This is a genomic window from Brevundimonas sp. EU05-FHT14B11, assembly GCF_058790835.1.
Genome location: NZ_JBYTCY010000002.1, coordinates 468,030 through 491,908, shown reverse-complemented (window position 1 = coordinate 491,908; position 23,879 = coordinate 468,030). Strand labels below are relative to the sequence as shown.

At 67.1% G+C, this 23,879-nt stretch carries 17 protein-coding genes; 7 read left to right on the top strand and 10 right to left on the bottom strand.

Annotation, left to right across the window (positions count from 1 at the left end):
- Positions 1–7: 7 nt before the first annotated feature.
- From AC3WRV_RS09855 to AC3WRV_RS09810, 10 genes are all read right to left on the bottom strand, one after another.
- Positions 8–1,201, bottom strand: a complete 1,194-nt coding sequence (locus AC3WRV_RS09855; protein WP_492313096.1) for an SGNH/GDSL hydrolase family protein — start codon at positions 1,199–1,201, stop codon at positions 8–10.
- A 25-nt stretch (positions 1,202–1,226) separates the two neighbouring features.
- Positions 1,227–1,979 (bottom strand): SDR family NAD(P)-dependent oxidoreductase, encoded by a 753-nt coding sequence (locus tag AC3WRV_RS09850; RefSeq protein WP_291832393.1) that lies wholly within the window; start codon positions 1,977–1,979, stop codon positions 1,227–1,229.
- Positions 1,980–2,020: 41 nt separating this feature from the next.
- A complete protein-coding gene (locus tag AC3WRV_RS09845; RefSeq protein ID WP_492313095.1) occupies positions 2,021–3,331 on the bottom strand; it encodes an MFS transporter in 1,311 nt (436 codons plus the stop codon).
- Positions 3,332–3,378: 47 nt separating this feature from the next.
- Positions 3,379–5,595: an alginate lyase family protein gene (locus AC3WRV_RS09840; protein ID WP_492313094.1), complete on the bottom strand. Its 2,217-nt coding sequence runs from the start codon at positions 5,593–5,595 to the stop codon at positions 3,379–3,381.
- Positions 5,595–7,802, bottom strand: a complete 2,208-nt coding sequence (locus AC3WRV_RS09835; RefSeq protein WP_492313093.1) for a polysaccharide lyase 6 family protein — start codon at positions 7,800–7,802, stop codon at positions 5,595–5,597. The genes AC3WRV_RS09840 and AC3WRV_RS09835 overlap by 1 nt, the downstream gene beginning before the upstream one ends.
- A 150-nt stretch (positions 7,803–7,952) precedes the next feature.
- A complete protein-coding gene (locus tag AC3WRV_RS09830; protein WP_291832401.1) occupies positions 7,953–8,690 on the bottom strand; it encodes a FadR/GntR family transcriptional regulator in 738 nt (245 codons plus the stop codon).
- 58 nt (positions 8,691–8,748) lie between these two features.
- On the bottom strand, positions 8,749–11,559 hold the full coding sequence (locus tag AC3WRV_RS09825) for a TonB-dependent receptor (protein WP_492313092.1): 2,811 nt from the start codon (positions 11,557–11,559) through the stop codon (positions 8,749–8,751).
- Positions 11,560–12,290: 731 nt separating this feature from the next.
- Positions 12,291–14,795: a glycoside hydrolase family 3 protein gene (locus AC3WRV_RS09820; protein WP_492313091.1), complete on the bottom strand. Its 2,505-nt coding sequence runs from the start codon at positions 14,793–14,795 to the stop codon at positions 12,291–12,293.
- A gap of 76 nt (positions 14,796–14,871) precedes the next feature.
- Positions 14,872–17,589, bottom strand: coding sequence for a TonB-dependent receptor (locus AC3WRV_RS09815; protein WP_492313090.1), 2,718 nt, complete (start codon positions 17,587–17,589; stop codon positions 14,872–14,874).
- A 142-nt stretch (positions 17,590–17,731) separates the two neighbouring features.
- Positions 17,732–18,766, bottom strand: coding sequence for a LacI family DNA-binding transcriptional regulator (locus AC3WRV_RS09810; protein WP_492313089.1), 1,035 nt, complete (start codon positions 18,764–18,766; stop codon positions 17,732–17,734).
- A 127-nt stretch (positions 18,767–18,893) separates the two neighbouring features.
- On the opposite strand from AC3WRV_RS09810, the gene AC3WRV_RS09805 reads away from it, so the two are divergent.
- From AC3WRV_RS09805 to AC3WRV_RS09775, 7 genes are all read left to right on the top strand, one after another.
- A complete protein-coding gene (locus tag AC3WRV_RS09805) occupies positions 18,894–20,129 on the top strand; it encodes an MFS transporter (RefSeq protein WP_492313088.1) in 1,236 nt (411 codons plus the stop codon).
- A gap of 89 nt (positions 20,130–20,218) precedes the next feature.
- Positions 20,219–21,331 (top strand): glycoside hydrolase family 5 protein, encoded by a 1,113-nt coding sequence (locus AC3WRV_RS09800; protein WP_492313087.1) that lies wholly within the window; start codon positions 20,219–20,221, stop codon positions 21,329–21,331.
- A gap of 98 nt (positions 21,332–21,429) precedes the next feature.
- On the top strand, positions 21,430–21,753 hold the full coding sequence (locus AC3WRV_RS09795) for an ArsR/SmtB family transcription factor (RefSeq protein ID WP_492313086.1): 324 nt from the start codon (positions 21,430–21,432) through the stop codon (positions 21,751–21,753).
- Positions 21,750–22,178 carry an SRPBCC family protein gene (locus AC3WRV_RS09790; protein WP_492313085.1) on the top strand — a complete coding sequence of 143 codons (429 nt, stop codon included), beginning with the start codon at positions 21,750–21,752 and terminating at the stop codon, positions 22,176–22,178. The genes AC3WRV_RS09795 and AC3WRV_RS09790 overlap by 4 nt, the downstream gene beginning before the upstream one ends.
- The gene (locus AC3WRV_RS09785; RefSeq protein ID WP_492313084.1) at positions 22,175–22,585 is read left to right on the top strand and encodes a DUF1801 domain-containing protein; all 411 of its coding nucleotides are present in this window, start codon (positions 22,175–22,177) and stop codon (positions 22,583–22,585) included. The genes AC3WRV_RS09790 and AC3WRV_RS09785 overlap by 4 nt, the downstream gene beginning before the upstream one ends.
- 14 nt (positions 22,586–22,599) lie before the next feature.
- A complete protein-coding gene (locus AC3WRV_RS09780; protein ID WP_492313083.1) occupies positions 22,600–23,013 on the top strand; it encodes a DUF1801 domain-containing protein in 414 nt (137 codons plus the stop codon).
- Positions 23,014–23,118: 105 nt separating this feature from the next.
- Positions 23,119–23,874, top strand: a complete 756-nt coding sequence (locus AC3WRV_RS09775) for an SDR family oxidoreductase (protein WP_492313082.1) — start codon at positions 23,119–23,121, stop codon at positions 23,872–23,874.
- Positions 23,875–23,879: the final 5 nt, after the last annotated feature.

Below are 23,879 nucleotides of genomic sequence, written 5' to 3'. Positions count from 1 at the left end.
GGATCCTTCATGCCGGGCGGCAGCCGAACAGGGCCAGATCGATGCTCTCGGCCATCAGACGATAACCTTCATCGCTCGGATGAAGGCGGTCGTCGCGGCTGGTCCCCTCGCGGAAGCCCTCCGGTTTGGCCGGGTCGCGGACAGCGGCGTCGAAGTCGATCACCCCGTCGAACACCCCGTCCTCGCGGATGAAGCGGTTCAGCGCCTGCCGCGTGCCCTCGGACACCGGCTCATAGCGCTCGGAGCCCTCGAAGGGCGTCAAGGTGCCGCCCATGACGCGGATATTCCGGTCATGCAACCGACTGACCACCTGACGGTAGCCGAGGATCATGTCCGCCGCGTTTCGTCCCGGGCGGGCCGGATCGCCGTTGTGACGGATATCGTTGATGCCCTCGAGCAGGATCACATAGTCGACCTGCGGCAGGGCCATGATGTCACGGTCCAACCGCGCGAGGGCGGAATGGCTGCGGCCGTGGTCCATCAGCCGGTTGCCGCTGATGCCCTGGTTCAGCACGACGATTTGGCCCGGGCAGGTCGCCTCGAAGCGGCGCGCCAGAAGGCTGGTCCACTCCCGGTGCGCGTCCAGCGTCGCCGTCGCCCCCTCGGTGATGGAATCGCCCAAGGCGACCACCACGGTCGGGGCGCTGTCACGCTGGGCGTAGACGGCTGAGATGACGTTCTGACGGCGGACGACGCGGGCGCCGTCCGGCACGTCGCCACGCCCCTCGACGATCCGCACCGGCGTGCGACGCACGGCCGGCTGGGTCGCCTCCGGGAAGTGGATGCTCAGTGATACGTCGCCGAACGCCGGCACCGTCAGCGCGACCGGATCGCTGATCCAGGCCGCCCCGACCGGGATGACCACCTCGCTTCGGCCGCCGAAGGTGACGGGCACGACGGCGCCTTGCCCGTTCGTCAGGCGCGCGGACAGGTCATCGAGGTGCAGGGGGGCGACGCCCAATTCGTTGGTGACACGGAACCGAAGGGCGGTCGCCGAAGTCCCCATCCGCATATCCTGACGCACGGTCTGTGCGTTGAACAGCACCGGCGCCTCGGGCGTTCCATCCTTGCGGTCCGGGGCCGCCGAAGCGGTCCAGGCCGCGACCCAGACCGGCTCGCCGGAAGCGGCCTGGGCTCGGACCGGGCCGGCCGCAAGGACCAGGGCGGCGGCGCACGCCACGGCCGTCATCATACCACGCATCGTCAGCACCCCTCGGCGTTCAGGATCAAGAGAAGAAGGTTCCGCCGTTCACGTCGACGTTGGCGCCGGTCATGAAGCCGGCCGCGTCGGACGCCAGGAACACCGCCGTCGCGGCGGCTTCCTCAGGACGCCCTTCGCGACGCAGCGGCGTGCCGTTCGCCACGGCCTGGCGGACTTCGGGCTTGGTGAAGTCGTCATGGAAACGGGTCGAGATCATGCCGCAGCACAGGGCGTTCACACGAATGCCCCTGGGGCCCAGTTCCTTGGCCATCGAGCGGGTGAAGGTCATCACAGCGGCCTTCGACGTGGCGTAGATCGCCGCGCCGGGACCGCCGCCGTCACGGCCGGCCAGCGAGGCGAAGTTCACGATGGCGGCGCCCGCCTCCATGTGCGGAACCACGGCCTTTGTGGTCAGGAAGACCGACTTCAGGTTCAGGTCCATGACCGTGTGGAAGAAGCCTTCGTCGATCTCGGCCAGCGGCTTGCGCGCCACCATGCCGCCGGCCGTGTTGACCAGCACGTCGATCTTGCGGCCGAAAGCCGCCTGGGTCGCGGCGACCAGCCCGTCCACGGCCGCGGCGTCCGTGACGTCGGCGCGGTGCAGGATCGCTTCGCCGCCGGCCTCCTGAATCAGGCGCAGAGTTTCCTGCGCGCTGGCTTCGTCATTGGCGAAGTTGATGCAGACCTTCGCCCCCTCAGCCGCCAGTTGAAGTGAAACGGCCCGGCCGATGTCGCGGCCGCCACCGGTGACGATGGCCACCTTGTTCTTGAACGTCATGTCTGTCGTGGTCCTAAGGGAAGAAGGGATTGGAAACGCTGTCAGGCCTGGTCGCCCGGAGCCCGGGCGCCGGACGTCTCGCTGTCTGGAGCGTCCAGCTTCCGGACCGGTCCGGTGATCCACCAGATCGCGATCAGGCTCAGCGGGATGAGCGACGCCACCAGGATGAAGATCGGGGCGTAGGAGACCTTGGTCATCGTCGGCACCAGCCAGGTGGTGATCAGGGTCCCGGCCACGGCCGCCATGCCGCCGACGCCGGCCAGCGACCCCACGGACTTGCCGTGGAACAGGTCGCCCGGAATGGTCTGGATGTTGCCGATGGCGACCTGGAAGCCGAACAGAACCACCGCGATGGTCAGCACCGCCAGGGTCGGGTCGGTCGCCAGGACGGCCCCCAGCAGCGCCGGCGCCATGATGACGCAGCCCAGGGTGATGACCCACTTGCGGGCGCGGTCGGCGCTCCAGCCCGACGCGATCAGCTTGCCCGACAGCCAGCCGCCGGACAGGCTGCCGATCATCGCGCCGACAAAGGGCACCCAGGCGAAGATGCCGATCTGCTTGATGTCGAAGTTGAAGGTCTCGGCCAGATAGATCGGCAGCCAGGACACGAAGAGCCACCAGATCGGGTCCAGGAAGAAGCGCGAGAGGACTAGGCCCCAGCTCTGGCGATGGGACATCATCTGCTTCAGCGTCGGGGTGTAGATCGGACCGACCGGGCCGCCGGCGTCGGCCGGGGCGTCCAGGATCAGGACCCGTTCGGCCTCGCTGACCCAAGGATGCTTGTCCGGACCCGCGCGGTAGATAACCAGCCAGGGCAGCAACCAGATGAAGCCCAGGGCGCCGACAAGGATGAAGGTGCCCTTCCAGCCCAACCACATGAACAGCAAGGCGATCAGCGGCGCCGAGATGATGGCGCCGATCGAGGCGCCGGCGTTAAAGATGCCTTGGGCGAAGGCGCGTTCCCTGGGGGGGAACCACTCTGCGTTCGCCTTGACCGCGCCCGGCCAGGCGCCGGCCTCGCTGACGCCCAGCACGGCGCGGAAGACGCCAAAAGAGGTGATCGAGTTGGCGACGGCGTGCAGGGCGATCGAGATCGACCAGACCCCGATCGACAGGGCGAAGCCCATCCGGGTGCCGATCTTGTCGAACAACCGGCCGAAGACGAACTGGCCGGCCGCGTAGAACAGCATGAACACGGTGACCAGAAGGGCGTAGTCCTCCTTGGTCGCGCCGATGTCGTCGGCGATCTCCGGCCACATCACCGCCAGGGCGTTGCGGTCGATGTAGTTGATCACCGTGGCCACGGCGATGAGGCCGATGATCAGCCACCGCACTGCGGATCGTTTCTGCATCACTCTCGCACTCCCGTCACGGGTCGGTCGCCTGCGCGCCGGCCTCTCTATCGATCCAGTCGGGCCCAGGGGCCGCTCCAGCGCCAGGTCTGCCCGTCGGCCGAGACCGAATGGGCCACGCCCGCCGTCACATCGTCGGCTATGCCCAGGGCCAGGGTCTTGCCCGAGGCCAGTGTCAGGACGATCACCTCCGCCCCGTCGCCGCGCACCCGTTTGACGTCCTGAATGCGGCTGTCGGCGCCGGTCACCGTCTCGGCCGTGCCGTCGTAGCGACCGTGCGGCTCGAGCACGCCGAAGAAGGACACCTCGGACTGGCCGTCGACACGCTGGATCAACAGCGGCTCGCGACGCAGGTTGAAGCTGGGGTCGTTGGCGCCGCTTTCGGCGAGGATGGCGCGCGACGGCGCGCTGGCTCCGAAGCGCCAGGTGTAGAAGCGGCCGTCCAGTAACCAAGTCAGGCTTCGGGTCTGCTCCGCCGCCGCCGTGGAGGCGTCGACCCACAGGTGCTGATAGCCGTCGGCGCGGCCGAGCACCGGCCGCTCGGCCACGGCCCGTTGAGCTTCGAAGCCGACGTTCATGATGTGGCCGTTGTAGTGCAGCGGCAGGTCGAACCGCGCCGCCGTCGAACTGGTGGCCCGCAACAGGTCGATGACGATCGGCAGGCCCAGATCCGGATGCTCGACCAGCGCCTGGGTGCGGGTGAAGACCACGCCGTCATAGGCCCCTGTCTGGCGGGCGGAAACGATCTGGGTCCCCTCCCCCGTTTCGAAGAACAGCACTTCAGGCGCCCGATCCTCGCCGATGCGCCAGTCGCCGCCGAACTGGTTGCGTTCGTTCACCACCAGGGTGTTGTGCGCGACGGTCGCCTTGGCCCAGCTGTTGTTCTCCGGCAGATAGATGCCGCCCGCCTTGGCCTCGATGTTCAGGAATCGCGCGGCGCCGTAGTCGGTCACCACCCGCTGGCCGTTGTCGTAGAAGAGCCAGTTCAGCTTGTCGAAATGGCCGTGGCCCATGCCCATGGCCGTGGCCTTGAACACGAGGGCCTGACCGTCCTCGCCGTTCTCGCGCAGGATGCCCAGGCCGCCGTGCGCGCCGTCGGCGCCGTCGCGCAACAGAATCGAGCGGAAGTCGAACGGACGCGCCCGGCCTTCCGCCACGCCCTGGGCCACGCGCAGGCCGTCCGGCGACAGCAGGGTGCGCCCTTGCCGCTCAGCGATGGACAGCAGGCCGGAGTCCTGCGATCGCGCATAGGCGACGGCCACGCCGGTCACCAGTTCCTCGGTGTCCAGCCCCTTGTCCAGGATCGCGTCGTTGATGGGGATGAAGTAGCCGCCGTAGCTGGACTGGATCACCGCGTCGACGGCCTTCAACAGCACGCCGTCACGGTGGTTGAAGATGCCGCGTTCCGGGTCGTTCTGTTCGATCGTCCGCGCGAAAATGATAAAGGGCGCCAACGCATAGCGCTGATAGTACGGCCCTTCCTCGTAGTAGCCGTCCGGCGAGAACAGTTGATTGATCTGGGCGATGAAGCCGGCCGAGCCATCCCTTTTTAGACCCATCAAGGCCTTCTCGGACATCTCGGCGTCGCGCAGGACGTAGCCGGTCATGCCGACGGCGGCGACGGCCCAGGTGGCGTGGTTGTGGATGCGCTCGAAATTGTTCGGCGTCTCGTCCGACAGGAAACGCGCCATGCGGCGGAAGACCTGGCCGTCGATCTTCTCACGGTCCTCGGCGCTCAGCGTCTCGCGGATCGCGTCATAGCCCTGGATCGAATAGACCAGCCAGACGGAGTCGTTCAGCGTCTGCCAGAAGATGCGGCCCGGAATCTGGCCGCGTCCGGCCGGGTGGGCGCCCAGGGTCGGATACAGATCGGCGTACTTCAGCAGCAGGTCGCGCGCGAAGTCGGCGTAGGCGCGATCGCCGGTCAGGCGGTACAAGGCCCCGGCGTTATAGATCGCCTGATAGTTCCGCTTGTGCTGTTCATGGGTATAGCCGCCGCCCGGATCGCGCGGGACCGGCACGTCGATCTCGCGACCCATGGCGGCGCGCACCATCCGTTCGACCCGCGCCTGCTCGGCGGCGAACATGGGATACTGACCGCCGGCCTCGGCCATGCGCCGCCAGTCGTCGGGACTGGTCAATACGGGCGTCGTCGCCGTCCGGGCCTGGACCACGGCGGACGGGACCGCAGCGGCTGCGGCAGGCGTCGCGCCTGTCACCGCTCCGGCCAGCAGCAGGGCCGACAGGGAAAGCCTGAGGATCATCACAAAGTCTCCGGCAGGACCGCCACCGAGGCGACGTCGGACTCAAGCGGCGGCGTGCGCACCAACTGGTTGTCGCGAACGACCAGTACGGGTTCACCGACACGATGGCTGAAGCGAATGGCGCCGCTGTCGGTCAGCCGGTTGCCCGTAACCTCGGCGAACTGGACCCCGCGCATCAACAAGGCGGGGGTGGTGACGGACCCCGCCTTGTCGAAGACCGCGTCGGTCACCGACAGGCGCGGCCCAAAGGTGCTCTCGTCCGTACCGCCGCGATACAGGTCGACAACCGGCCCGCCGACCCGGCGAAAGGTCCCGCCTTCTATCCGGATCGTCTCGACGTTGTAGGTCCCACGGTCGTCGGTTTCGGCGGCGGCTGAAACGACCGCGCCGCTGACGTTGTCCACCGTGACGCCCTTGAGCAGCACCCGATCCGCCATGCTGCCCTTGCCCAGGGCGATGACATCGAACCCTCGATTGACGATCAGATCCGAGACCCGGCTGTCCTCGACGATGATCTCGAAATTGGCGGCGTTCGAACCGGCCGCGACTCTGATCACCGCATTGCCGACCTCGTCGGGCGCGTCGCGCCCGGTGACGGCCACGCGCGACAGCTTCAGCGAGCCGCCCCGTTGGAGTTGGAACAGCGCCGGACGGGAGAAGGAGATCTCGGCCTCACCCTCGGCGGGTCCTCGCACCGTCAGCGGGGCGTCGACGAGGATGGTGCGATCGACCGAATAGCGTCCCGCGGCCAGGGTCAGTACAGCGCCGGGCGCGGCGGCTTCGGCCGCATCGGCCAGAGCGCCCTCGCCGGGCGGCACCGCCACCTCCCCGCCGGTGTCCAGACGGGGTTGCTGGCCGTGCTTGGGATACCAGTCCACCCCCGTGCCGCCTCGGGCCACGATGCGCAGGTCCCGCGAGGCGCCGACGCCGTCAAGCCCGTTCGGGACCAGAAGCCCGCCGGGTCCGCGGGTCAGGGTGACCGCGCGGCCCTCGAAGCCCCGGGTCAGGCTGTCCGATACCGCCGGGCTCTGGATGTTTCCCGCGAAGGCGATGCCGGACAGATCGCCCAGAACACGTACTGGATCGCGGCGGCCGTCCGCGGCGACGATCAGGTTGTTGGCGAAGCGGCTGTTGATCGGCGCGGCCGACCGCTCCTCATCCATGCCGGCGCCCAGGAAGATGCTGCGCGCGCCGATGATGGTGTTGTTCTCGATCACCGCATTGTCCACCTGATGGTAGCGGTTGATCGGCGAGTCCGGCACGCCGTACATGATGCTGAAGGCCGAGCCGAAGCCGTCGCCCGCCAGGCCTTCCATGTAGTTGTTCCGGACGGTCTGGTTTCCGTTGATGATGCGTATGCCGCCGGTGTGCGGCTTGTTTCCGCCGATGAAGACGTTGGACTCGACCAGATTTCCGGCGCCGTGACGCAGCACCAGGGCCCCGCGCGACTGGAAGAAGACATTGCCGCGGTAGGTGTTGCCGCCCGACTTGTTGGAGACGATCTCCACCTCGCCGTCGCAGCCCTCGAACCAGTTGTTCTCGACCACGGTGTTCGATGCCGACAGGGAGTCGGCGCTGGAGCCGACGCGGATCGTCTCGCCGCCATTCGAGCCCAGGTTCGGGCGCGGGCCGAAATAGTTGTGGTCGATGCGGTGCCGGTTATCGAGCCCCTGCTGCTCGTCGCGGACGATGACCAGGGTGGTGCCCAGATTGGTTTTGCCCGTCAGATGGTTGTGGTCGAAGCGATTGTGCGAGCCGTACAGGGCCACCCAGTTGTCCGAGGTCCCGCGATCCGGCTTGTTGAAGCCGTCGATGACCACGCCGGTGACGCGGCTCTCCACCGCGCGACGATCCCGCGAACGGCGGAACGAGATCACCTCGCCGGTCGGTGAGTAGCCGTCACGAAAGACCAGGTTCGACACCACCAGCTGCCGACCGGCCATGCGCAAATTGGATTGCCCCGACAGAATGACCCGCCCCGGGGTCTGGGCCGTCAGGGTGATGGGGCGGCCCGGCTGCCCCTCGGCGTCGAACAAGATCTGGAAGTCGGTCCATACGCCGTCCGCCAGGACGATGGTGTCGCCCGGTTTCGCGGCGCGAACGGCCCGCTGATACGCCTGCGGATCGTTGACCACGGTAGAGGTCTGGGCTGTGGCGGCTCCCGCCCAAAGCAATACGGCCGCGGCGGCCGCCCATCTGGCAAACATTCTCGCCTCCCATTCGGTCCGGCTTGACGCGGACTCGCTGACGGCTCTGCGGCCGACAGGGGGACGCTAACAGTAAGAACCGGCCGCGCCAACCACTTGGTTCTGAAAAACCGGTATAGATTACAGACCAATTGGTCCGGTCGATTGTCGCTAGACTGCTCGGGTGCTGATCAGGAACCGTTCGCGGCTGGCCGCCGTCTGGCGTTCCAGCTCCTGCTGCGCCTGGGCCGCGCTGGCGTCTAGCATGGCCGATAGAAGGCGGTTGAAGTGGGCGCGCATGGCGCGCCGGGCGCCCGACGGATCGCGCGCCTGAAGAGCATGGAGAATGGCCATGTGCTCCTCGACCCGGGAGGAGTCGTCGATCTCGCAGATCGCCTTATGAGCGGCCATCACCTGCGGCTGCTCGGTCCGCATGCGCCACAGGGTTTCAATGGTGTGCAAAACGGCGACATTGTTGGCGGACGCCGCGATGACCCGGTGAAACTCCCGGTCGGCGGCGTCGGCGTCCAGGTCGGGATTGCTCCCGTCCATCGACCGGACAAGATACTCAAGACGCTCCAGCGCCTCCGGCGTGATCACCGAGGCGGCCAAAGCGGCCGCTTCGGATTCGAATAGGGAGCGGGCCTCCGTCACCTCAAAGGGACTGACGGTCGGCAGGGCGTGGGGGGCCGCGACGCCGCAAACGAAGACGCCGGAACCCGTCTTGATGACCAGCTTGCCCTGGGCCTGCAGCGCCACCTCGGCTTCACGCACCGTGACGCGGCTGACGCCGAACTGCTCCGCCAACTCGCGCTCGCCCGGCAGCTTCGCGCCAGGGCCGTAGCCCTCATCCGCGATCAACTGCAGGATCTGTTCGGATACGGTATGGAAAAGGCGCTTCTGACTCATACGTGCAGCCTAGCCGAACCGGGGCGTCGGGCCAATCGGTCCGACACCCCTCACTCGATCAGAACCTGCGCCGCATCGAGACGTAATATTTGCTCCCGTAGGCGTAGTAGCCGCGGGTCGATCCCCACACCGGCATATCCTCGATGCGCGGTTCATCGGTGATGTTGATCGCCTCGAACTGCAGTCGGGTGTCGCGGCCGAACTGGTAGCTGGCCCGCAAGTCCACCGTCCCCGCCCCATGGACGTAGCGCAGCTGCGAATTGCCGCCGACGAAGTCCTGATAATAGTCGGAGCGGTACTTATAGATCGCCTGCAGATCCAGGTCGCCGATCTGGTAGTAGATCTGGGCCGACAGAACGTCCTTGGACAGACCCGAAAGACCGGCGGGCGGGATCATGCCCTCGGTCACCGCCCCCGTCGCGGCGTCGATGACATCGCCCAGGCGGACATCCTCATTCTCGAAGTCCAGGTCGGCGTAGCTGTAGCTGACCTTGATCCCCAAGCCGTCGAACGGCGCCGGCAGGCTGGAGAAGCGGTAGGCTCCCGTGACCTCGAAACCCAGCAGGGTGCTTTCGTCGTCGCTGTTCTCGGTCTGGACGACCGGCACGGTGACCGATTGGCCATCGATGACGAAGGTCTCGTCATAGGCGACGGGCCGGAAGCCCCCGGTGAACTGCTTGGCGTATACCGCCAAGGCGAACATCGAGTCGCGGTTGGCGTAGTATTCCAGCGACAGGTCCGCGTTCCACGACATCAGCGGCTCGAGGCGCGGGCTGCCGTTGGCGGTGATGTTGCGCAGGGCCTCGGCCACGTTCGAATAGTCCGCGCCGCTGTCGACGGTGATGATCCGCCCCGCGCCCAGGGCGCTCGGCGCCGGACGCGACATGGCGCGGAAGAGACCGCCACGCAGCAGCAGGTCGTCCTTCAGCTCGAAGGTCAGGTTCAGACTGGGCAGCCAGCGCGTGGTGCCGTGCTCGATGACCGTTTCATCGAACTCGCCGGTCGGGACCAGGCTGATCGTGCCGTCGCCGTTGTCCACCACGTTCAGATCGGCGCGCAGGCCCTTGGAGGCGACCTGCGTGTCCACGACACGCAGACCGACATTGCCGCGGAACGGCAGGTCGCCGGCCATGCCGGCGAAGCTGGCCATGCCGTAGCCGGCCCAGACGTCTTCCGAGACGTCGCGGTTCTCAACGGCGCGGATGTCGAGCGGCAGGCCGGTGTCCGGCACCCCCGAATAGGCTTCGAACAGACAGACGGCGTCGAAGGTCGCCCATCGTTTGATGCTGTTCGACGACGAGCTGTCCAGGAAGTCGGTCTGCGGGAAGGCCGTACGACACAACAGGTTGGCGGCGCGGTCCACCGCGCGATCGTCCTGGGTGAACTCGACCCGATTGTCGAAGTCCTTGAACGTCATCGTCGAGTAGCGGACGCCGGCGTCAAAGGCGGTGAAGAACCCGTCCGAAGGCTCATAGGTGGCGTCAAACCGGCTTGCGAAGATCTCGTGATCGCGCTGGCTCTGGTCGCGGCGGATGCGGGCGTCGTCGCTGAACAGATCGTGGTTGGTGATGTCGAAACGTGGATCGATGGTGAAGGTCGGGACCGGACCGTTGCGCAGATCCATGGTGTAGGGCACCCGCTGATTGTTCATCGGGGTGCGGACGCCGTAGATGTCCAGCGGATCCGAGCGCAGGCGAACATTGCGGTCGGTCTCGTTGCGCAAGGTGTGCGACCAGGACACGTCGCCCCTCAGGGTCAGGGACTCGTTCACGAAATACTCGACGTTCAGACCCGCGCCCTCATAGGTCTCGGAACGGTTCTTGAAGGTCGAGTTGGTCTCGATGGAGCTGTTGCCGGTCACGGCCAGCAGCACGTGGTTCTCGTCAACGACCCGATTGGTCAGGCCATAGCGGCCTTCCGAAATGCCCAGCTCGTTGCGCCGCTCATTGTAGGAGCGATCGGAGTACTGATAATCGAGGTTGATGTTCAGGCGGTCGTTCGGCCGCCACTGGATCGCGCCGAACCAGGCGTCGCGGGTGTCGTCTTCCTCGATCTGACGGAAGATGTAGCTGTTCGGAACCAGATAGAAGGGCGTGCCGGCCGCGGCCTGGGCGCGTGACACCTCGGCGCAGTTGCCGGTCTGGGTGGTGCTGGCGTTACAGGCCACCCAGGTCGAGCTGGCGTTGTAGACCTCTTCCGGATTGGTGACGTCGTTGCGCTGGAAGCCCAGCGACAGGCCGAGCTTGCCCAGACCGCCCAGATCGAACTGGTCCACGAAGCTGAGGGTCCCCCGATAGCCCGGGGAGGGCTCGTTCAGCAGCCGATCCTCATAAGGATTGTAGTTGATCTTTCCCTCGATCTGGATGCGACGTCGGTTGAAATCCAGCGGCCGCAGGGTGCCGAGTTCCACCAGGCCGGACACGCCGCCCTCGATCAGATTGGCCTGCTGGGTCTTGTAGACCTTGATCTGGTTGATCAGTTCGGAGGGGAACTGGTTGAAGTTGACCGATCGGTCGCCGCTGCCGTTGGAGGCCTCGCGACCGTTGAAGGTGGAGGCGCCCAGGAACGGCCCCATGCCGCGAATGGCGATTTCAGATGCGCCGCCCTTCTCGCGGTGGGACGCCGCGCCGGTGATGGTCTCGATCGCCTCCCCCACCGACAGGGCCGGCAGATCACCGATTTCATCGGCCGTCAGGGCGTCCACAATGGTGGCTTCCTGGCGCTTGGTTTCTATGGAGGTCTGCATCGTGCGGCGGGTGCCGGTGACGACGACCTCGTCGAGGGTGGCGTCCTCGGTGACGACCGGGGCGTCCTGGGCGAAAGTCGGCGCGGCGGCCGCCCAACAGATCGCCGACGCACCCGCCAGCAAGATCGACCGACCACGCGCGACTGCGCGCGGCCTCCGCGCGCCAAAGCAAACCTGCATGCGGCCCTCCCTTGAGCCTTTTGTTTTGTTGGCCCGAAGCTTCCTTGGGCGGACCACTAAGTCAAGCCAGTTGGACCGGTCTTTCAGAATTTATAATATACCAATTGGTTCGCTTTCTGCGCATCGATACGCCGAAAGGCGCTTTGCGGGGACCGGTTCAAGCGAGCGTTGCAGGACAGCCACGGTAGGCGCGTCCGTCGGGCGCCGCTCATGGCGCAAGGTCGATGCCGGGGGACGGCTGGCGACGCCCCTCACCCTCCCAACACGCCGGCGGCCATCCCCCCACCAAAGCAACGCCGTGACCTAGAGCGTAAAATGACGGCGCGATTGCGCCATGGAGCGGACCTCGGCGCCGCAGCCCCCAACGGGCCGCTTCTACTCAAGTCGCCTTGCTAGCGTCGCTTCACCACGCGGAAGTTTCGGGCCGAAATCCAGCGGTCTCGCAGAAGCGCCGCCCGCAATCGTTGCTCGCGAAAACACCCAGCGCGACACGGCTGAAGCCCATGCCCTTCGACCATGTCTCGGCCGCCCGCAGCAAGCTCAGCTCACGAGGAAACGGCGGCCTGTCGATTTGACATTGATTTCAATGGACCGGAATCGCGAAAGCCGGAGAAACCGACAACCGCGTGTCGGCTTTTCCGGCTCCAGATCTCCGCCTCAGCCCATGCCGGCCGCTAGCGCGGCCCCACCGCCGGGCAACCCAGCCCGCCTTCGTTGCTGATCAGGCCGATCTCCGCGACCGACACGCGCTGGTTTTGCCCTGATCGAAGCAGGAACGGCGTTTCCAGAGCCGCCACGCCCGAACCGTCCCCGTCGAAACAGGCCAGCGGAATCCGGATCGAGCGCCAGACGCCCGGACGGGCGTCGCGCAATAGCGGCGCGATGTCGGTGCGCGCCCGCCCGAAACCGAGCTCCAACGGTCCGGAAAGCGGCCCGTCGAGACGGATCGAGAATCCCAGCACCATGTCGCCGTTACGTTGTCGGGACAGATCGACGGGCGGTCCCGTGATCAGGGCTTCGGCCGGCCCGCTGAACGTCAGGCTCATCGCGCTTTCCTGCGCCGCGCCGTCCGTCGATCGAACCTGCAAGGCGCCGCGCGGGCTGGTCGCGGCCAGAATGGCGCCCGCCCGGCTGTCGCCGCCCTCGTCCCGCAGCATCAACGACCAGGGCGACTGGACGCGGCCGTCGGTGAAGTAGCGATCGACATTGCTTCGGCTGACGGTCACGCCGGGATCCTCGGACAGCGCGCCGGTGCGGGCCGGCGCCGCATAGCTGAGGCCGTAGCCATAGGCGAACTGCGGCGCATAGCCCGGCTCGCCCACGTTCAGGACGTCCTGGCCCGCGTCTCGCGGCCAGGAGAAGGACAGACGGCCCGTGAAGTCGAACGGCGCCCGGCCGTCGGGACCCGCGACCAGCACATCGGCCACGCCGGCTCCTTCCGTGCCGGGCAGCCAGGCCGCGACGAAGGCGTCCGAGGCGTTGATCTCCGGGTTCGTCCACAGCGGGCGTCCGCTAAGGAAGATCGAGACCGTCGGAATGCCGGCCGCCTTGTAGCGGCGCAGCAAGGCCAGCGGCCCCTCGGGTTCGAAGTCGAGGGTTTCGATATCGCCCTGGAATTCCGCGTAGGGCGTTTCGCCGAACACGACGATGGCGACATCCGGCCGGGCGGCCCATGATCCGTCCGCACTCAGTTCGGCGGCGCCGCCGCTCGCCTTCACCGCGGCCTCGAGCCCCGCCCAGATCGAGACGCCGCCGGGGAAGTCGGCGTTGGTCGTGTCGGCGCCCTGCCAAGTCACCGTCCAGCCGCCGGACGCCTGTCCGATGGAATCCGCGGCGTCGCCCGCGACGAGGACGCGCGCGCCGGGCCGGATCGGCAGCACGCCTTCGTTCTTGAGCAGGACCAGGGATTTCCGGACCGCCTCGCGCGCCAGGGCGCGGTGCTCCGCTGAACCGAGGATGTCGGTGCGCCCTTCAAGCGACCGATCGCGATCGAAGACCCCGAGCTTGATCTTGACCCTGAGGATGCGCCGCACGGCGTCATCGAGGCGAGCGGCCGGGATCTCCCCTGCCCGTGCCTGCGCCAAGGTGTTTACGTAGAGGTTGCGCCAGCTGTCCGGCGCCATGAACATGTCCAGCCCGGCGTTGATGGCTTCGGGGCAGCTTTCGTTGCTGCAGCCGGGAATCTGGCCGTGGGCGTTCCAGTCCCCCACGACAAAGCCCTCGAAGCCCATCCGCCCCTTCAGGACATCCGTCAGCAGCGAGTGGTTGCCCGTGATCTTCACGCCGTTCCAGCTCGAGAAAGAGGCCATGACCGTCAGGACGCCGGTGTCGATGGCCGGCACATAGCCCTGGGCGTGGAGGGCGATGAGTTCGGCCTCCGGGATCACCGCATCGCCCTGGTCGACGCCGTCCGTCGTGCCGCCGTCCGCGAGGAAATGCTTGGCCGATCCGGCGATGTGATCGCGCGAGAGAGACCGGCCCGCCACCAGTTCGCCCTGCAGGCCGCGCGTCATCGGTCCCGCGTAGCTGGAGACGATCTCCGGGTTCTCTCCGTAGCCCTCGTACGAGCGGCCCCAGCGGTCGTTGCGCGGCACCGCGAGGGTCGGGCCGAACGTCCAGTCCGCCCCCGAGGCGGCGACTTCCTGGGCGGTGGCCGCGCCGATCCGCTCGATCAGGCCCGGGTCACGCGCCGCGCCCAGGCCGATATTGTGGGGAAACAGGGTCGCGCCGACGATGTTGTTATGGCCGTGGACGGCGTCGATGCCGAACATCAGCGGAATGGCCGCGCCGGGACGGTTCGCCGCCGCCGCGCGGAAGGCGCGGGACAGGGCGACCCAGTCCGCCAGCGGCGCCCGTTCGTTGCCGCCCGGGGCCGAGTTTCCGCCCGCGAGGATCGATCCGATCGGATAGGTCGCCAGATCGGCCGGCGTCACGGAGCCGATGTCGGCCTGGATCAGCTGGCCGACCTTCTCCTCGATCGTCATGCGGGCCAGCAGGCCGTCGATCATGGCCTCCGTGCGCGCGTCCGTGATCGCCGCCGGGCTGGCCGCCGCGGGCCATACGGCGGGATCGGCCGTGGCACTCCCGATCTTCTGAGCCTGGGCTGTCAGAGGCGCGCAACCCGAAAGAACGGCCGCCAGGGCGGCAGCGCACAGAAGCGTTCGGCGGGACACGGACATGCTGAACCTCGAGACGACGCGATACTGAAAAAAGCGGCGACGCGTCCAAAGGACCGCGTCGCCCCAGTTCAGGAGATTAGAAGTTGGCGCGCAGGCGCAGGCCGGCGGTCCGCGGCTGGTTCAGGAACAGGACGTTGACGACCTGATCGGAGACCAGCTGCTTTTCGACGACGGTCTCATCGAACAGGTTGTTCACATAGCCCTCGATCCGGTAGCGGCCGCTCGACGGCTCCCAGCCGGCGCCGATGTTGACGGTGACATAGCCCTCCTGGCGCGCCCAGAAACCGCCCGCGCGCGCGTCGGTGCTACGCAGGTACGGGCTCGAGAGGGGGGCGTTCGGGTTGATGGTGGTCCCGGCGACCGACGCCTTGAAGGCGTCATAGGCCGCCTGCCCCGCCGGATCCGCCGGCCGCGCGGTGAATTGGATCACCGGCAGCTCGTTGTAGATGTTGAGGTAGTAGGACGAGCGATAGTTGGCCAGCAGGTGGAAGTCCGCCCTCCCCCCGAACAGGTCGATGGTCTGCTGCAGATGGGCGTTCAGGTTCACCTTGGACACGTTCGGCAGGTCGTTGCCGCCGATATCGACGTTGAAGTTCGGCGTGCCGTCCCCGTAGTCCGTACCGCGGGTGTCGGTCAGCGCGCCCTCGTCCGCCTGGGCGTCGATATAGGAGCCGATGAGGTCCAGACGCATGCCGAACGGCAGGTCGAAACGGGTTTCGATTTCGAAGCCCTGGATGGTCGACTGGGCGACGTTGATGTTCTGCTGCGAGAAGCCGGCGCTGGCGCCGCCGGGACCGCTGCCGAGAGACACCAGCGTCTGGAACACCTGGTCGGCATAGTCGTACAGGAAGATGTTGGCGTTGACGTCGATCCGGCCGCTGGCGGGGCGGAAGGTGTTCTTCGTCCCCAGTTCGAACAGGGTCACGGATTCCGGCGCGAAGGTCGGCGCCGTCGACACGCCGTTGATGACGATGGTGTCGTTGAAGCCGCCGGACTTGTGGCCCGTCGAAATGGCTCCGTAGAACAGGTTGTCGGTCGTCAGGTCGTACTCGAAGCCGACGCGGTAATCGCTGAACGAGTCCTCATACGATCCAACCTGCTCTCCCGGGGCCGAGATCTGGAAGAAGCTGTGCTGGCCGTTGGGAGGGCAGACCTGTCCGCCGCCGCCCGGCTGGGTGTCGGGGCGATTGACGCAGGTTCCGTTCGGCCGGGAGCCGTCGGCCACGCCGGCGATCTGGTCCAGGAAGGTGTCGCGCGCGCCAGGGGTGAAGGCGCCCAGGAAGTAGCGCGCGGCCTCCTGATTGTTGCCCGGCGTCGGCGGAGCATAGCTCGCTCGACCGGTGAAGTTAGGCCGGAAACCCTCGGTGCCGAGGCGCGTGGTGAAGCAGCAGCCGAAGCCGTCCGAGCCGAGACCCAGCACCCAGTTGCCGCCGATGCCGCGCCGGGACTTGTTCTCCTCGGTGTAGCGATAGCCGGCCTTCAGGCGCAGCTGGTCGGTGACCGGATAGGTGACGTCGAAATAAGCCGCGAAGGAATCGGACTGGACGTCCGGGAAGGTGAATTCCGTACCCGAGTAGAACTGGCCCTTGTCGACCACGGACAGGAAGCCGACCTGCTGGCTTTCCTTGAAGTAGAACAGCCCGGTCGACCAGACCGTCTCGGCGCCGGGCGCGGACGACAGCCGCAGCTCATGGACGTCGGATTCCGACAGGGTCAGCCAGTACTGCGTGCCGAAATTGTCGTAGTCGACGTTGGCCGCTCCATAGCCCGGACGCACCACGCCCTCGTTGGACGCGTTGACCTGGTAGTAGTCCACGTTGCGGCGGCTGCCGGTGTATTCCAGCACCGCGGGACCGAAGTCGTAGGACGCATTCAGCGCCAGGCCCCAGTTGTCGTTCTCGACCAGGCCCTGCGGGCCGCGATACAGGACCTCGCGCAGCTCCAGCTGATCGGGCGTGCCGCCGTTGACCAGGCCGTTGCGGATGTTGGTTGCGGGATAGCCGGTGCCGCGCTCGGATTCGAAGTCGCCCATGAAGGTCAGGCGGAAGCGCTCGTTGGGCTGGTAGAGGTAGGTCGCGCGCGCCGAGAACAGCTGCTGCTCGCCGGTCGGATCCAGGCTCTGGTCGTTGCCCACGTTCTCATAGGCGGTGCCGCGATCCACGCCGTACACGGCCAGGCGCAGGGCCTGGTTCTCGCCGATCGGCATGTTGGCGGCGGCTTCGTATCCGGCCGTCTCCAGCGTGCCGACTTCCCCTTGGGCGAATCCTTCGAACACACCCAGACGCGGCATGTTCGGAATGATGTTCAGCGTGCCGGCCACGGCGTTGCGACCGCGCAGGGTGCCTTGCGGCCCCTTGGCCACCTCCACCCGCGCGAGGTCGAAGAACAGTCCGCCGAGACCTCGGGGACGCGGAAGATAGACGCCGTTCAGGTGGGTCGCCGCCGAAGGATCGCCCAGCTCGGTGTTGTTGGCCGTGCCCACGCCGCGGATGTAGATCTGGACGTTGCCTTCCTGGTTCGAGATGGACAGGCCCGGGATGGCGGACTGGAGGTCCTCGATCTGATCGATGCCAACGGCCCGGAGGTCTTCGCCGGTGATGACCTGGGCCACCCCGGCGTAGTTCTGGAGCGTCTGCTCGCGCCGTTCGGCGGTGACGACCACCTCTCCGATGTCAGTGGCTTCGTCCTGCCTTTCCGCCGCAGCGGCAGCCGGAGCCGTCTGCGCCTGGGCTGCACCGGCGGTTATGGCCAGAGACGCGCAGCCGAGCAGAAGCGAACGCTTGAACGTGGTCATGGTCTTCCCTCCCCGTGGACCCTGTTCACCAGGATTCCATCATACCGACGCGCTCACAGGCCCGTCCGTTTCCTCAGGTTACACTGTTCAGATTTGACAGCGCTGTCAATCCAATTTGACAGCGCTGTCACGGAACCTCCCATCAACCTGCCGGATGGGTCGAGAACCGGTCGACCAAAGTATAGTCCACCCGTTCCGCATGGCCCGGTCGCCCGGCGGACGAGGGAAGCAGCAGCCGGGTGGCCGCCGCCGCCATCTCGGCCACCGGCTGGCGAATAGTGGTCAGGGGCGGCGTGCTCAGCATGGCGCTGGGAGTGTCGTCGAAACCGCAGACCGCCAGGGCGGCCGGCGTCGCCACGCCGAGCGCGGCCGCGGCGTTGAGCACGCCGAGAGCCATGTCGTCATTGCTGGCGAAGATGGCGGTCGGGCGCTCCGCCTGGCTCAGGATGGCGGTTCCCGCCCGCCGTCCCGAATCGAAGGTGAAGTCGCCTTCAACGATCAGGCTGCGGTCGATCTCCAGACCATGCCGCTCCATCGCCGCCTCAAAGCCTTCGCGGCGCTTGCGGCTCGCCGCATAACTGCCCGGTCCGGTGATGAAACCGATACGGCGGTGTCCCAGCGCGATCAGGTGGGCGGTCATGTCCTCCGCGGCCTGCCGGTCGTCCATGAACACCCGCATGCCGCGGTCGAGGTCGACCTCCGCGCCCAGCCGCACGAAGGGCGTGCCGTTGCGCTCAAGAATCTCGAGCACACGGGGATCGTCCGAGTTCGGCGGCGTCAGCAGCACGCCGTCGGGTTTCAGCGACCGCAGCAGGGCCAGGAGCCAGGACTCCAGGCTCGGCGATCCGTAGTCCACCAGTTCGACCATCAGGTGGTAGCCGGCCTTGCGGCATTCGACGAGCGCGCCGTATTCGAGACGACTGAGGTAGTCGTTGCCGCGTCCGCTGCGCCAGTGCTCCAGCGTCAACTCGGCGTCCACGAAGGCGGCGATCAGATAGGACGACGCGCCCGCCAGGGCGCGGGCCGACAGATTGGGCCGGTAGTCGAGGCTCTCGACGGCGGCCAGCACCTTGGCCTCGAGCTTGGCGCTGACATTCGGTCCACGGTTCAGCACGCGAGACACGGATTTTATGGAGACGCCCGCAAGGGCGGCGACATCGTAGATCGTCGCGGTCATCGTGGCGGCAGTCTCCCCGGTGACGGTGTCCAGTGGTCCGTCAGCGGGACTGATATGCGGTCTTCGCCGCGCATCACGCAAGATTTCGCTCGCTCCATAAATCGACATTGGCCACTGTCCGCGCACCATGAAGGCTGTCCAAGACCTTGAGGGCGGTCCCGCGACCCCCGTCCGAGCAGGCTTCATCGCCGTCCTGACCCTGGCCTATGTCGGGGCGTTCATCGCCTTTGTCCCCCTGCTCTCCCTGCTGGTTCCGCTGCAGGCCCAGAGCCTGGCCCCGGCCGACAAGATCGGCCTCCTCAGTCTCGTCACCCTTTGGGGCGCGCTGGTCGCCAGCGTCGCCAACATGGCCGTGGGCTGGGCCAGCGACCGGACCCGGCACCGGCTGGGGCGGCGCCGCCCGTGGATCATGGTCGGCCTGGCGGGCGTGCTCCTCGCCTATGCGCTCATCGCGGTGGCGCGGAGCCCGCTCGTCCTCGTCGCCGGCGTGATGCTGTTCCAGCTGGCCTTCAACATGATGTTCGCGCCGTTGACCGCCGTCCTGGCGGACCGTGTTCCCGATGGACAGAAGGGCCGCGTCGCCGCCTTCCTGGGCCTCGGTGCGCCGCTGGGGGCCGCCAGCGGCGTGCTGATCACCGCGCCGCTCTTCGCCGACACCGGGCCACGGATGACCCTGCTCGGCCTACTGGTCGTCGGCTGCCTCCTACCCTTCCTGCTGACCTATCGCGAAGCGCCGGCGGCGGGGGTTCCGGAACGGCGGTCCTGGTCCATTCCCCGGCTTTCGCGTGATTTCGGCTTCGCCTGGACCTCGCGTTTCTGCCTTCAGATCGCAGCCAGCGTCGTGAACGCCTACATGCTGTTCTATCTCGCCGATCACGCCCGCTACGCCGAGCAGTTTCCGGGATCGACCGTCGAGAGCGGCCTGGCCAGACTGATCGCCCTGTCCACGGTCCTTGTCGTGGTCTCCGGCTTCCTGGGCGGTCTGGCTTCGGACCGATGCAACCGGCGCAAGGGCTTCATCCTGCTCGCCGCCGGCCTGATGGCCGCGGGCCTGATGGTGTTCGCCGGCTGGCCCGGATGGCCAGGCCCGCTCATCGGCTACGGCCTCTATGGCGTCGGGTTCGGCCTCTATACGACGGTCGACGCCGCCCTGGTGGCGCAGGTTCTGCCGTCCCGCCGGGACGCGGCCCGCGACCTCGGGATCATGAACCTGACCAACACCCTGCCTACCGTGCTGGCGCCCGGGCTGGTCCTCGTCGCCCTCGGTGCGGACCGTCAGTCCTGGCCGCAACTGATGAGCCTGATCGCCGTGATAGCCCTTCTCGGCGGAGCCGCCGTGCTGGGGGTTCGGCGGGTGCGCTGATACGAGAGTTGTCCGCCGGTGGGACCGAGCAGCCTTGACGGCGGCGGGATCGCCCTGTTGCCCTCCCCCGTCATCTCTCGGGAGCCGCGATGTTTCACCGTTCCATTCGGCCACGCGCCCTGCTGCTCCTGTCGACGGTCCTGCTGCTGTGCATCGCTGCGTCGTTCCCAGCGTCCGCCGCGGATCGGCCGACCGCCCATCAGGCGGCGGAGGCGATGGGCAAGGGCTTCAACCTGGGCCAGATGTTCGACAACAGTCAGCATCCGGCCACGCTTGAAACCGCGCGACCGAAGATCGACGCCTACTACGCGCGCGGCTTTCGCGTGGTCCGGATTCCGGTCACCTGGACCGAGGCTGTCGATGGCGCGACCCTGGCCGATCCCGATACCGGTCGCCTGGACCGAGCCTCGCCCCGCCTCGCCCAGCTGGAGGCGGTGATCGATTACGCCCTCTCCCGCCCCGGCCTCCACGTGGTGATCAACGCCCACCATGAGAGCAGACTGAAGGATCACGGGCGCGGCGATGTCCTGGCGCAGTTGTGGGCCGATATCAGCACGACCTTCCACAACCGGGACGGACGGCTGATCTTCGAGATCCTCAATGAGCCCCACTTGAGCAATCACGACCCCATGCCGCCCGAAACCCTGCGGGCCATGACCGGACAGGCCTATGCGCGCATCCGGCGGACCGATCCTGAGCGCATCGTGGTCATAGGCGGCAACCAGTGGTTCGGCGCGCACGAAATGGCCACGACATGGCCGAACCTCGACGCGGTGGGCGGCGGCGCCGACCCCTACGTCATGGCGACCTTCCACCACTACAATCCCTGGACCTTCGCCGGCGACAACCAGGGCGACTACGCCGACCCCTGGACCGAAGAGGACATGGCCGGCCCGATGCGGGTGATGGCGAACTGGGCCGCGACGACCGGCGGAGGCATGCCGGTCTTCATCGGCGAATGGGGCGTCGGCTGGAAAAGCCGCCACGCGACCATGAACTGCAACAACATCCGGCTTTGGTACGCGCGTTTCGACGCGGTCCACGCCAAGGCGATGGGCATGCCCACCGCCGTCTGGGACGACGGCGGCTGGTTCCAGATTTTCGACCACGACGCCAACGCCTTCTCCAGCAATCTCATCGACTGCATCGACGGCGCCTGCAGGTGGGCCGGCGTCAGCCGGTTCAACGAAGACTGCCTCTAGGCAGGCCGCTGGACGGCGCCCGGAAACACCCATCGGGCATTTGACACATTCATATCTCTCGAGTTATGAGACAACTCATAGCCACAGAGTTATACGTTTTGACCGAAGCCCATGACATCCTGTTCCGCACGCTCGCCGATCCGACGCGGCGCGCCATCTTCGAGCGGCTGTGCCGCGACGGGGAGCAGACGGTCGCGGCCCTGACGGCGCGCGCTGGCGTGTCCCAGCCTGCGGTGTCCAAACACCTGGGGGTGCTGAAACAGGCCGGACTGGTGCGCGACCGGCCTGAGGGCCGTCAGACCCACTACAGCGCGCAGCTGGAGGCCCTGGCGCCGTTGGCGGACTGGACCGGCCGAATGAACGGCTTCTGGGAAAACCGCTTCGACCACCTCGAAAACCTGCTCACAAGGATGGACCAATGACCTCGACCGAAACCCGCTCCGTCATCATCGAGCGGGAGTTCGCCTTCCCGCCCGAAAAGCTGTGGCGCGCCCTGACACAGCCCCATCTGATGGAGGAATGGCTGATGAAGACCGATTTCGAACCCGTCGTGGGCCGCAAATTCAACCTTCGCGGCGAATGGGGCGGCGTGCTGAACGGCGAGGTCCTGACCGTCGAGCCCAACCGGACCCTGGCCTACACCTGGGACTTCGCCCACGACGACCCGGCCTACAACCTGTCCAGCGTGGTGACCTTCACCCTGACCCCGACAGCGGACGGCACGCACCTTCGCATGGAGCAGGCCGGCTTCCGACCCGACCAGAAACAGGCGCTCGGCGGCGCCACCCACGGCTGGCGGCAGTTCCTCGACAATCTGGATCAACTGCTGGTGCGGGGCGCCGAGTGACCGGGAAGCCCGTCCTGCTGTCCGGCGACAACCCGCAGATCGCCAAGGGCTATGGCGACGCCCCGGTGCAGGCGTGGATCGACGCCATTCCCGGCTGGAAGAGCCCTCTCGCCCGCCGCCTCGACGCCCTGATCGTCGAGGCGGTCCCCGGCGTCCGCAAGGCCGTGAAGTGGAACTCGCCGCTCTATGGCGTCGAGGACGGCTGCTGGTTCCTCGGGATGCACGGCTTCACCGGCTACGTGAAGGTCAGCTTCTTCAGAGGCGCCGAGTTGGAACCGCCGCCGCCCGGACCGTCCAAACAGAAGCTGGTGCGTTACCTCGACATTCACGAGGCGGACACGCTCGACGAGGCCCGGTTCGTCGATTGGGTGAAACAGGCCGGCCGGTTGCCCGGCGAAAAGATGTGAAAGGCGCGACGACCATGACAATGACCTCCACCGTGTCCGACGACGTCGGCCCATCCGCCTCTGCCCTGATCGATGACCGCATCGCAACGCTGGACGACTGGCGCGGCGAGACCCTGGCCCGCGTCCGCGCCCTGATCCACGAGGCTGATCCCGAGGTGGTCGAGACCTGGAAATGGCGCGGCGTGCCCGTGTGGGAGCACGCGGGCATCCTGTGCACTGGTGAGACCTACAAGGCCGCGGTCAAGCTGACCTTCGCCAAGGGCGCCGCCCTGCCGGACCCGACCGGCCTGTTCAACGCCGGCCTGGACGGCGGAACCCGCCGCGCCATCGACCTTCCAGAGGGCGCGGCGCTTGACCCGACCGCCTTCAAGGCCCTGATCCGGGCCGCGATCGAACTGAATAGCCGAAAGAAAACAAAGACCCGCTGACCGCCGCAGCGAATTCTGCGTCGGCCATGTCACCTTCCGCGTCCGCGCTTCGTCCTTGCTGGCATGAGCCCGGCCAAACGGCTGGCGCACGCAGGGAGAAGCAGGATGAAGATCGTCGTCATCGGAGGCACCGGCCTGATCGGCTCGCGCGTCGTGGAAGGGCTGCGCCGGCAAGGCCATGAGGTGCTGGCCGCATCGCCCAACACCGGCGTCAACACCCTCACCGGCGAAGGCCTGGCCGAGGCGCTGCAGGGCGCCCAGGTCGTGATCGACGTGGCCAACTCGCCGTCGTTCACGGATGAGGCGGCGATGGACTTCTTCCGCACCGCCGGGACCAACCTGCTGGCCGCCGAGGCCACCGCGGGAGTTGGCCACCACATCGCCCTATCCGTCGTCGGGACCGAGCGGCTGCAGGCCAGCGGCTATTTCCGCGCCAAGCTGGTGCAGGAAGAGCTGATCAGGACGTCGCCGACGCCCTGGACCATCCTGCGCTCGACCCAGTTCTTCCCCTTCATCACCGGCATCATCCAGTCCGGCGCCGTGGGCGACGAAGTGCGTCTGCCCGCCGCCCTGATCCAGCCGGTCTCGGCCGACGACGTGGCGGCGGCGCTCGTCGACCTGGCCCTGGGCGCGCCGATCAACGGCACGGTGGAGATCGCCGGCCCCGAAGCCATTCGCCTGACCGACTTCGCCGAGGAATATCTGAGCACGGTGGAGGATCGCCGCCCGGTGATCGCCGACCCGACCACCCTGTATTTCGGCGCGGCCCTGCGGGACGACACCCTGACGCCGGGACCGAACCCGCTGCTGGGCAAGGATACGCTCGAAGACTGGCTGCGCCAGTCGATCAGCGCGGACTGAGGGAA

Coding starts and splice junctions, on each gene's coding strand:
- AC3WRV_RS09855 (WP_492313096.1), bottom strand. CDS start 1,201: ATGCGTGGTATGATGACGGCCGTGGCGTGCGCCGCCGCCCTGGTCCTT.
- AC3WRV_RS09850 (WP_291832393.1), bottom strand. CDS start 1,979: ATGACGTTCAAGAACAAGGTGGCCATCGTCACCGGTGGCGGCCGCGAC.
- AC3WRV_RS09845 (WP_492313095.1), bottom strand. CDS start 3,331: ATGCAGAAACGATCCGCAGTGCGGTGGCTGATCATCGGCCTCATCGCC.
- AC3WRV_RS09840 (WP_492313094.1), bottom strand. CDS start 5,595: ATGATCCTCAGGCTTTCCCTGTCGGCCCTGCTGCTGGCCGGAGCGGTG.
- AC3WRV_RS09835 (WP_492313093.1), bottom strand. CDS start 7,802: ATGTTTGCCAGATGGGCGGCCGCCGCGGCCGTATTGCTTTGGGCGGGA.
- AC3WRV_RS09830 (WP_291832401.1), bottom strand. CDS start 8,690: ATGAGTCAGAAGCGCCTTTTCCATACCGTATCCGAACAGATCCTGCAG.
- AC3WRV_RS09820 (WP_492313091.1), bottom strand. CDS start 14,795: ATGTCCGTGTCCCGCCGAACGCTTCTGTGCGCTGCCGCCCTGGCGGCC.
- AC3WRV_RS09815 (WP_492313090.1), bottom strand. CDS start 17,589: ATGACCACGTTCAAGCGTTCGCTTCTGCTCGGCTGCGCGTCTCTGGCC.
- AC3WRV_RS09810 (WP_492313089.1), bottom strand. CDS start 18,766: ATGACCGCGACGATCTACGATGTCGCCGCCCTTGCGGGCGTCTCCATA.
- AC3WRV_RS09805 (WP_492313088.1), top strand. CDS start 18,894: ATGAAGGCTGTCCAAGACCTTGAGGGCGGTCCCGCGACCCCCGTCCGA.
- AC3WRV_RS09800 (WP_492313087.1), top strand. CDS start 20,219: ATGTTTCACCGTTCCATTCGGCCACGCGCCCTGCTGCTCCTGTCGACG.
- AC3WRV_RS09790 (WP_492313085.1), top strand. CDS start 21,750: ATGACCTCGACCGAAACCCGCTCCGTCATCATCGAGCGGGAGTTCGCC.
- AC3WRV_RS09780 (WP_492313083.1), top strand. CDS start 22,600: ATGACAATGACCTCCACCGTGTCCGACGACGTCGGCCCATCCGCCTCT.
- AC3WRV_RS09775 (WP_492313082.1), top strand. CDS start 23,119: ATGAAGATCGTCGTCATCGGAGGCACCGGCCTGATCGGCTCGCGCGTC.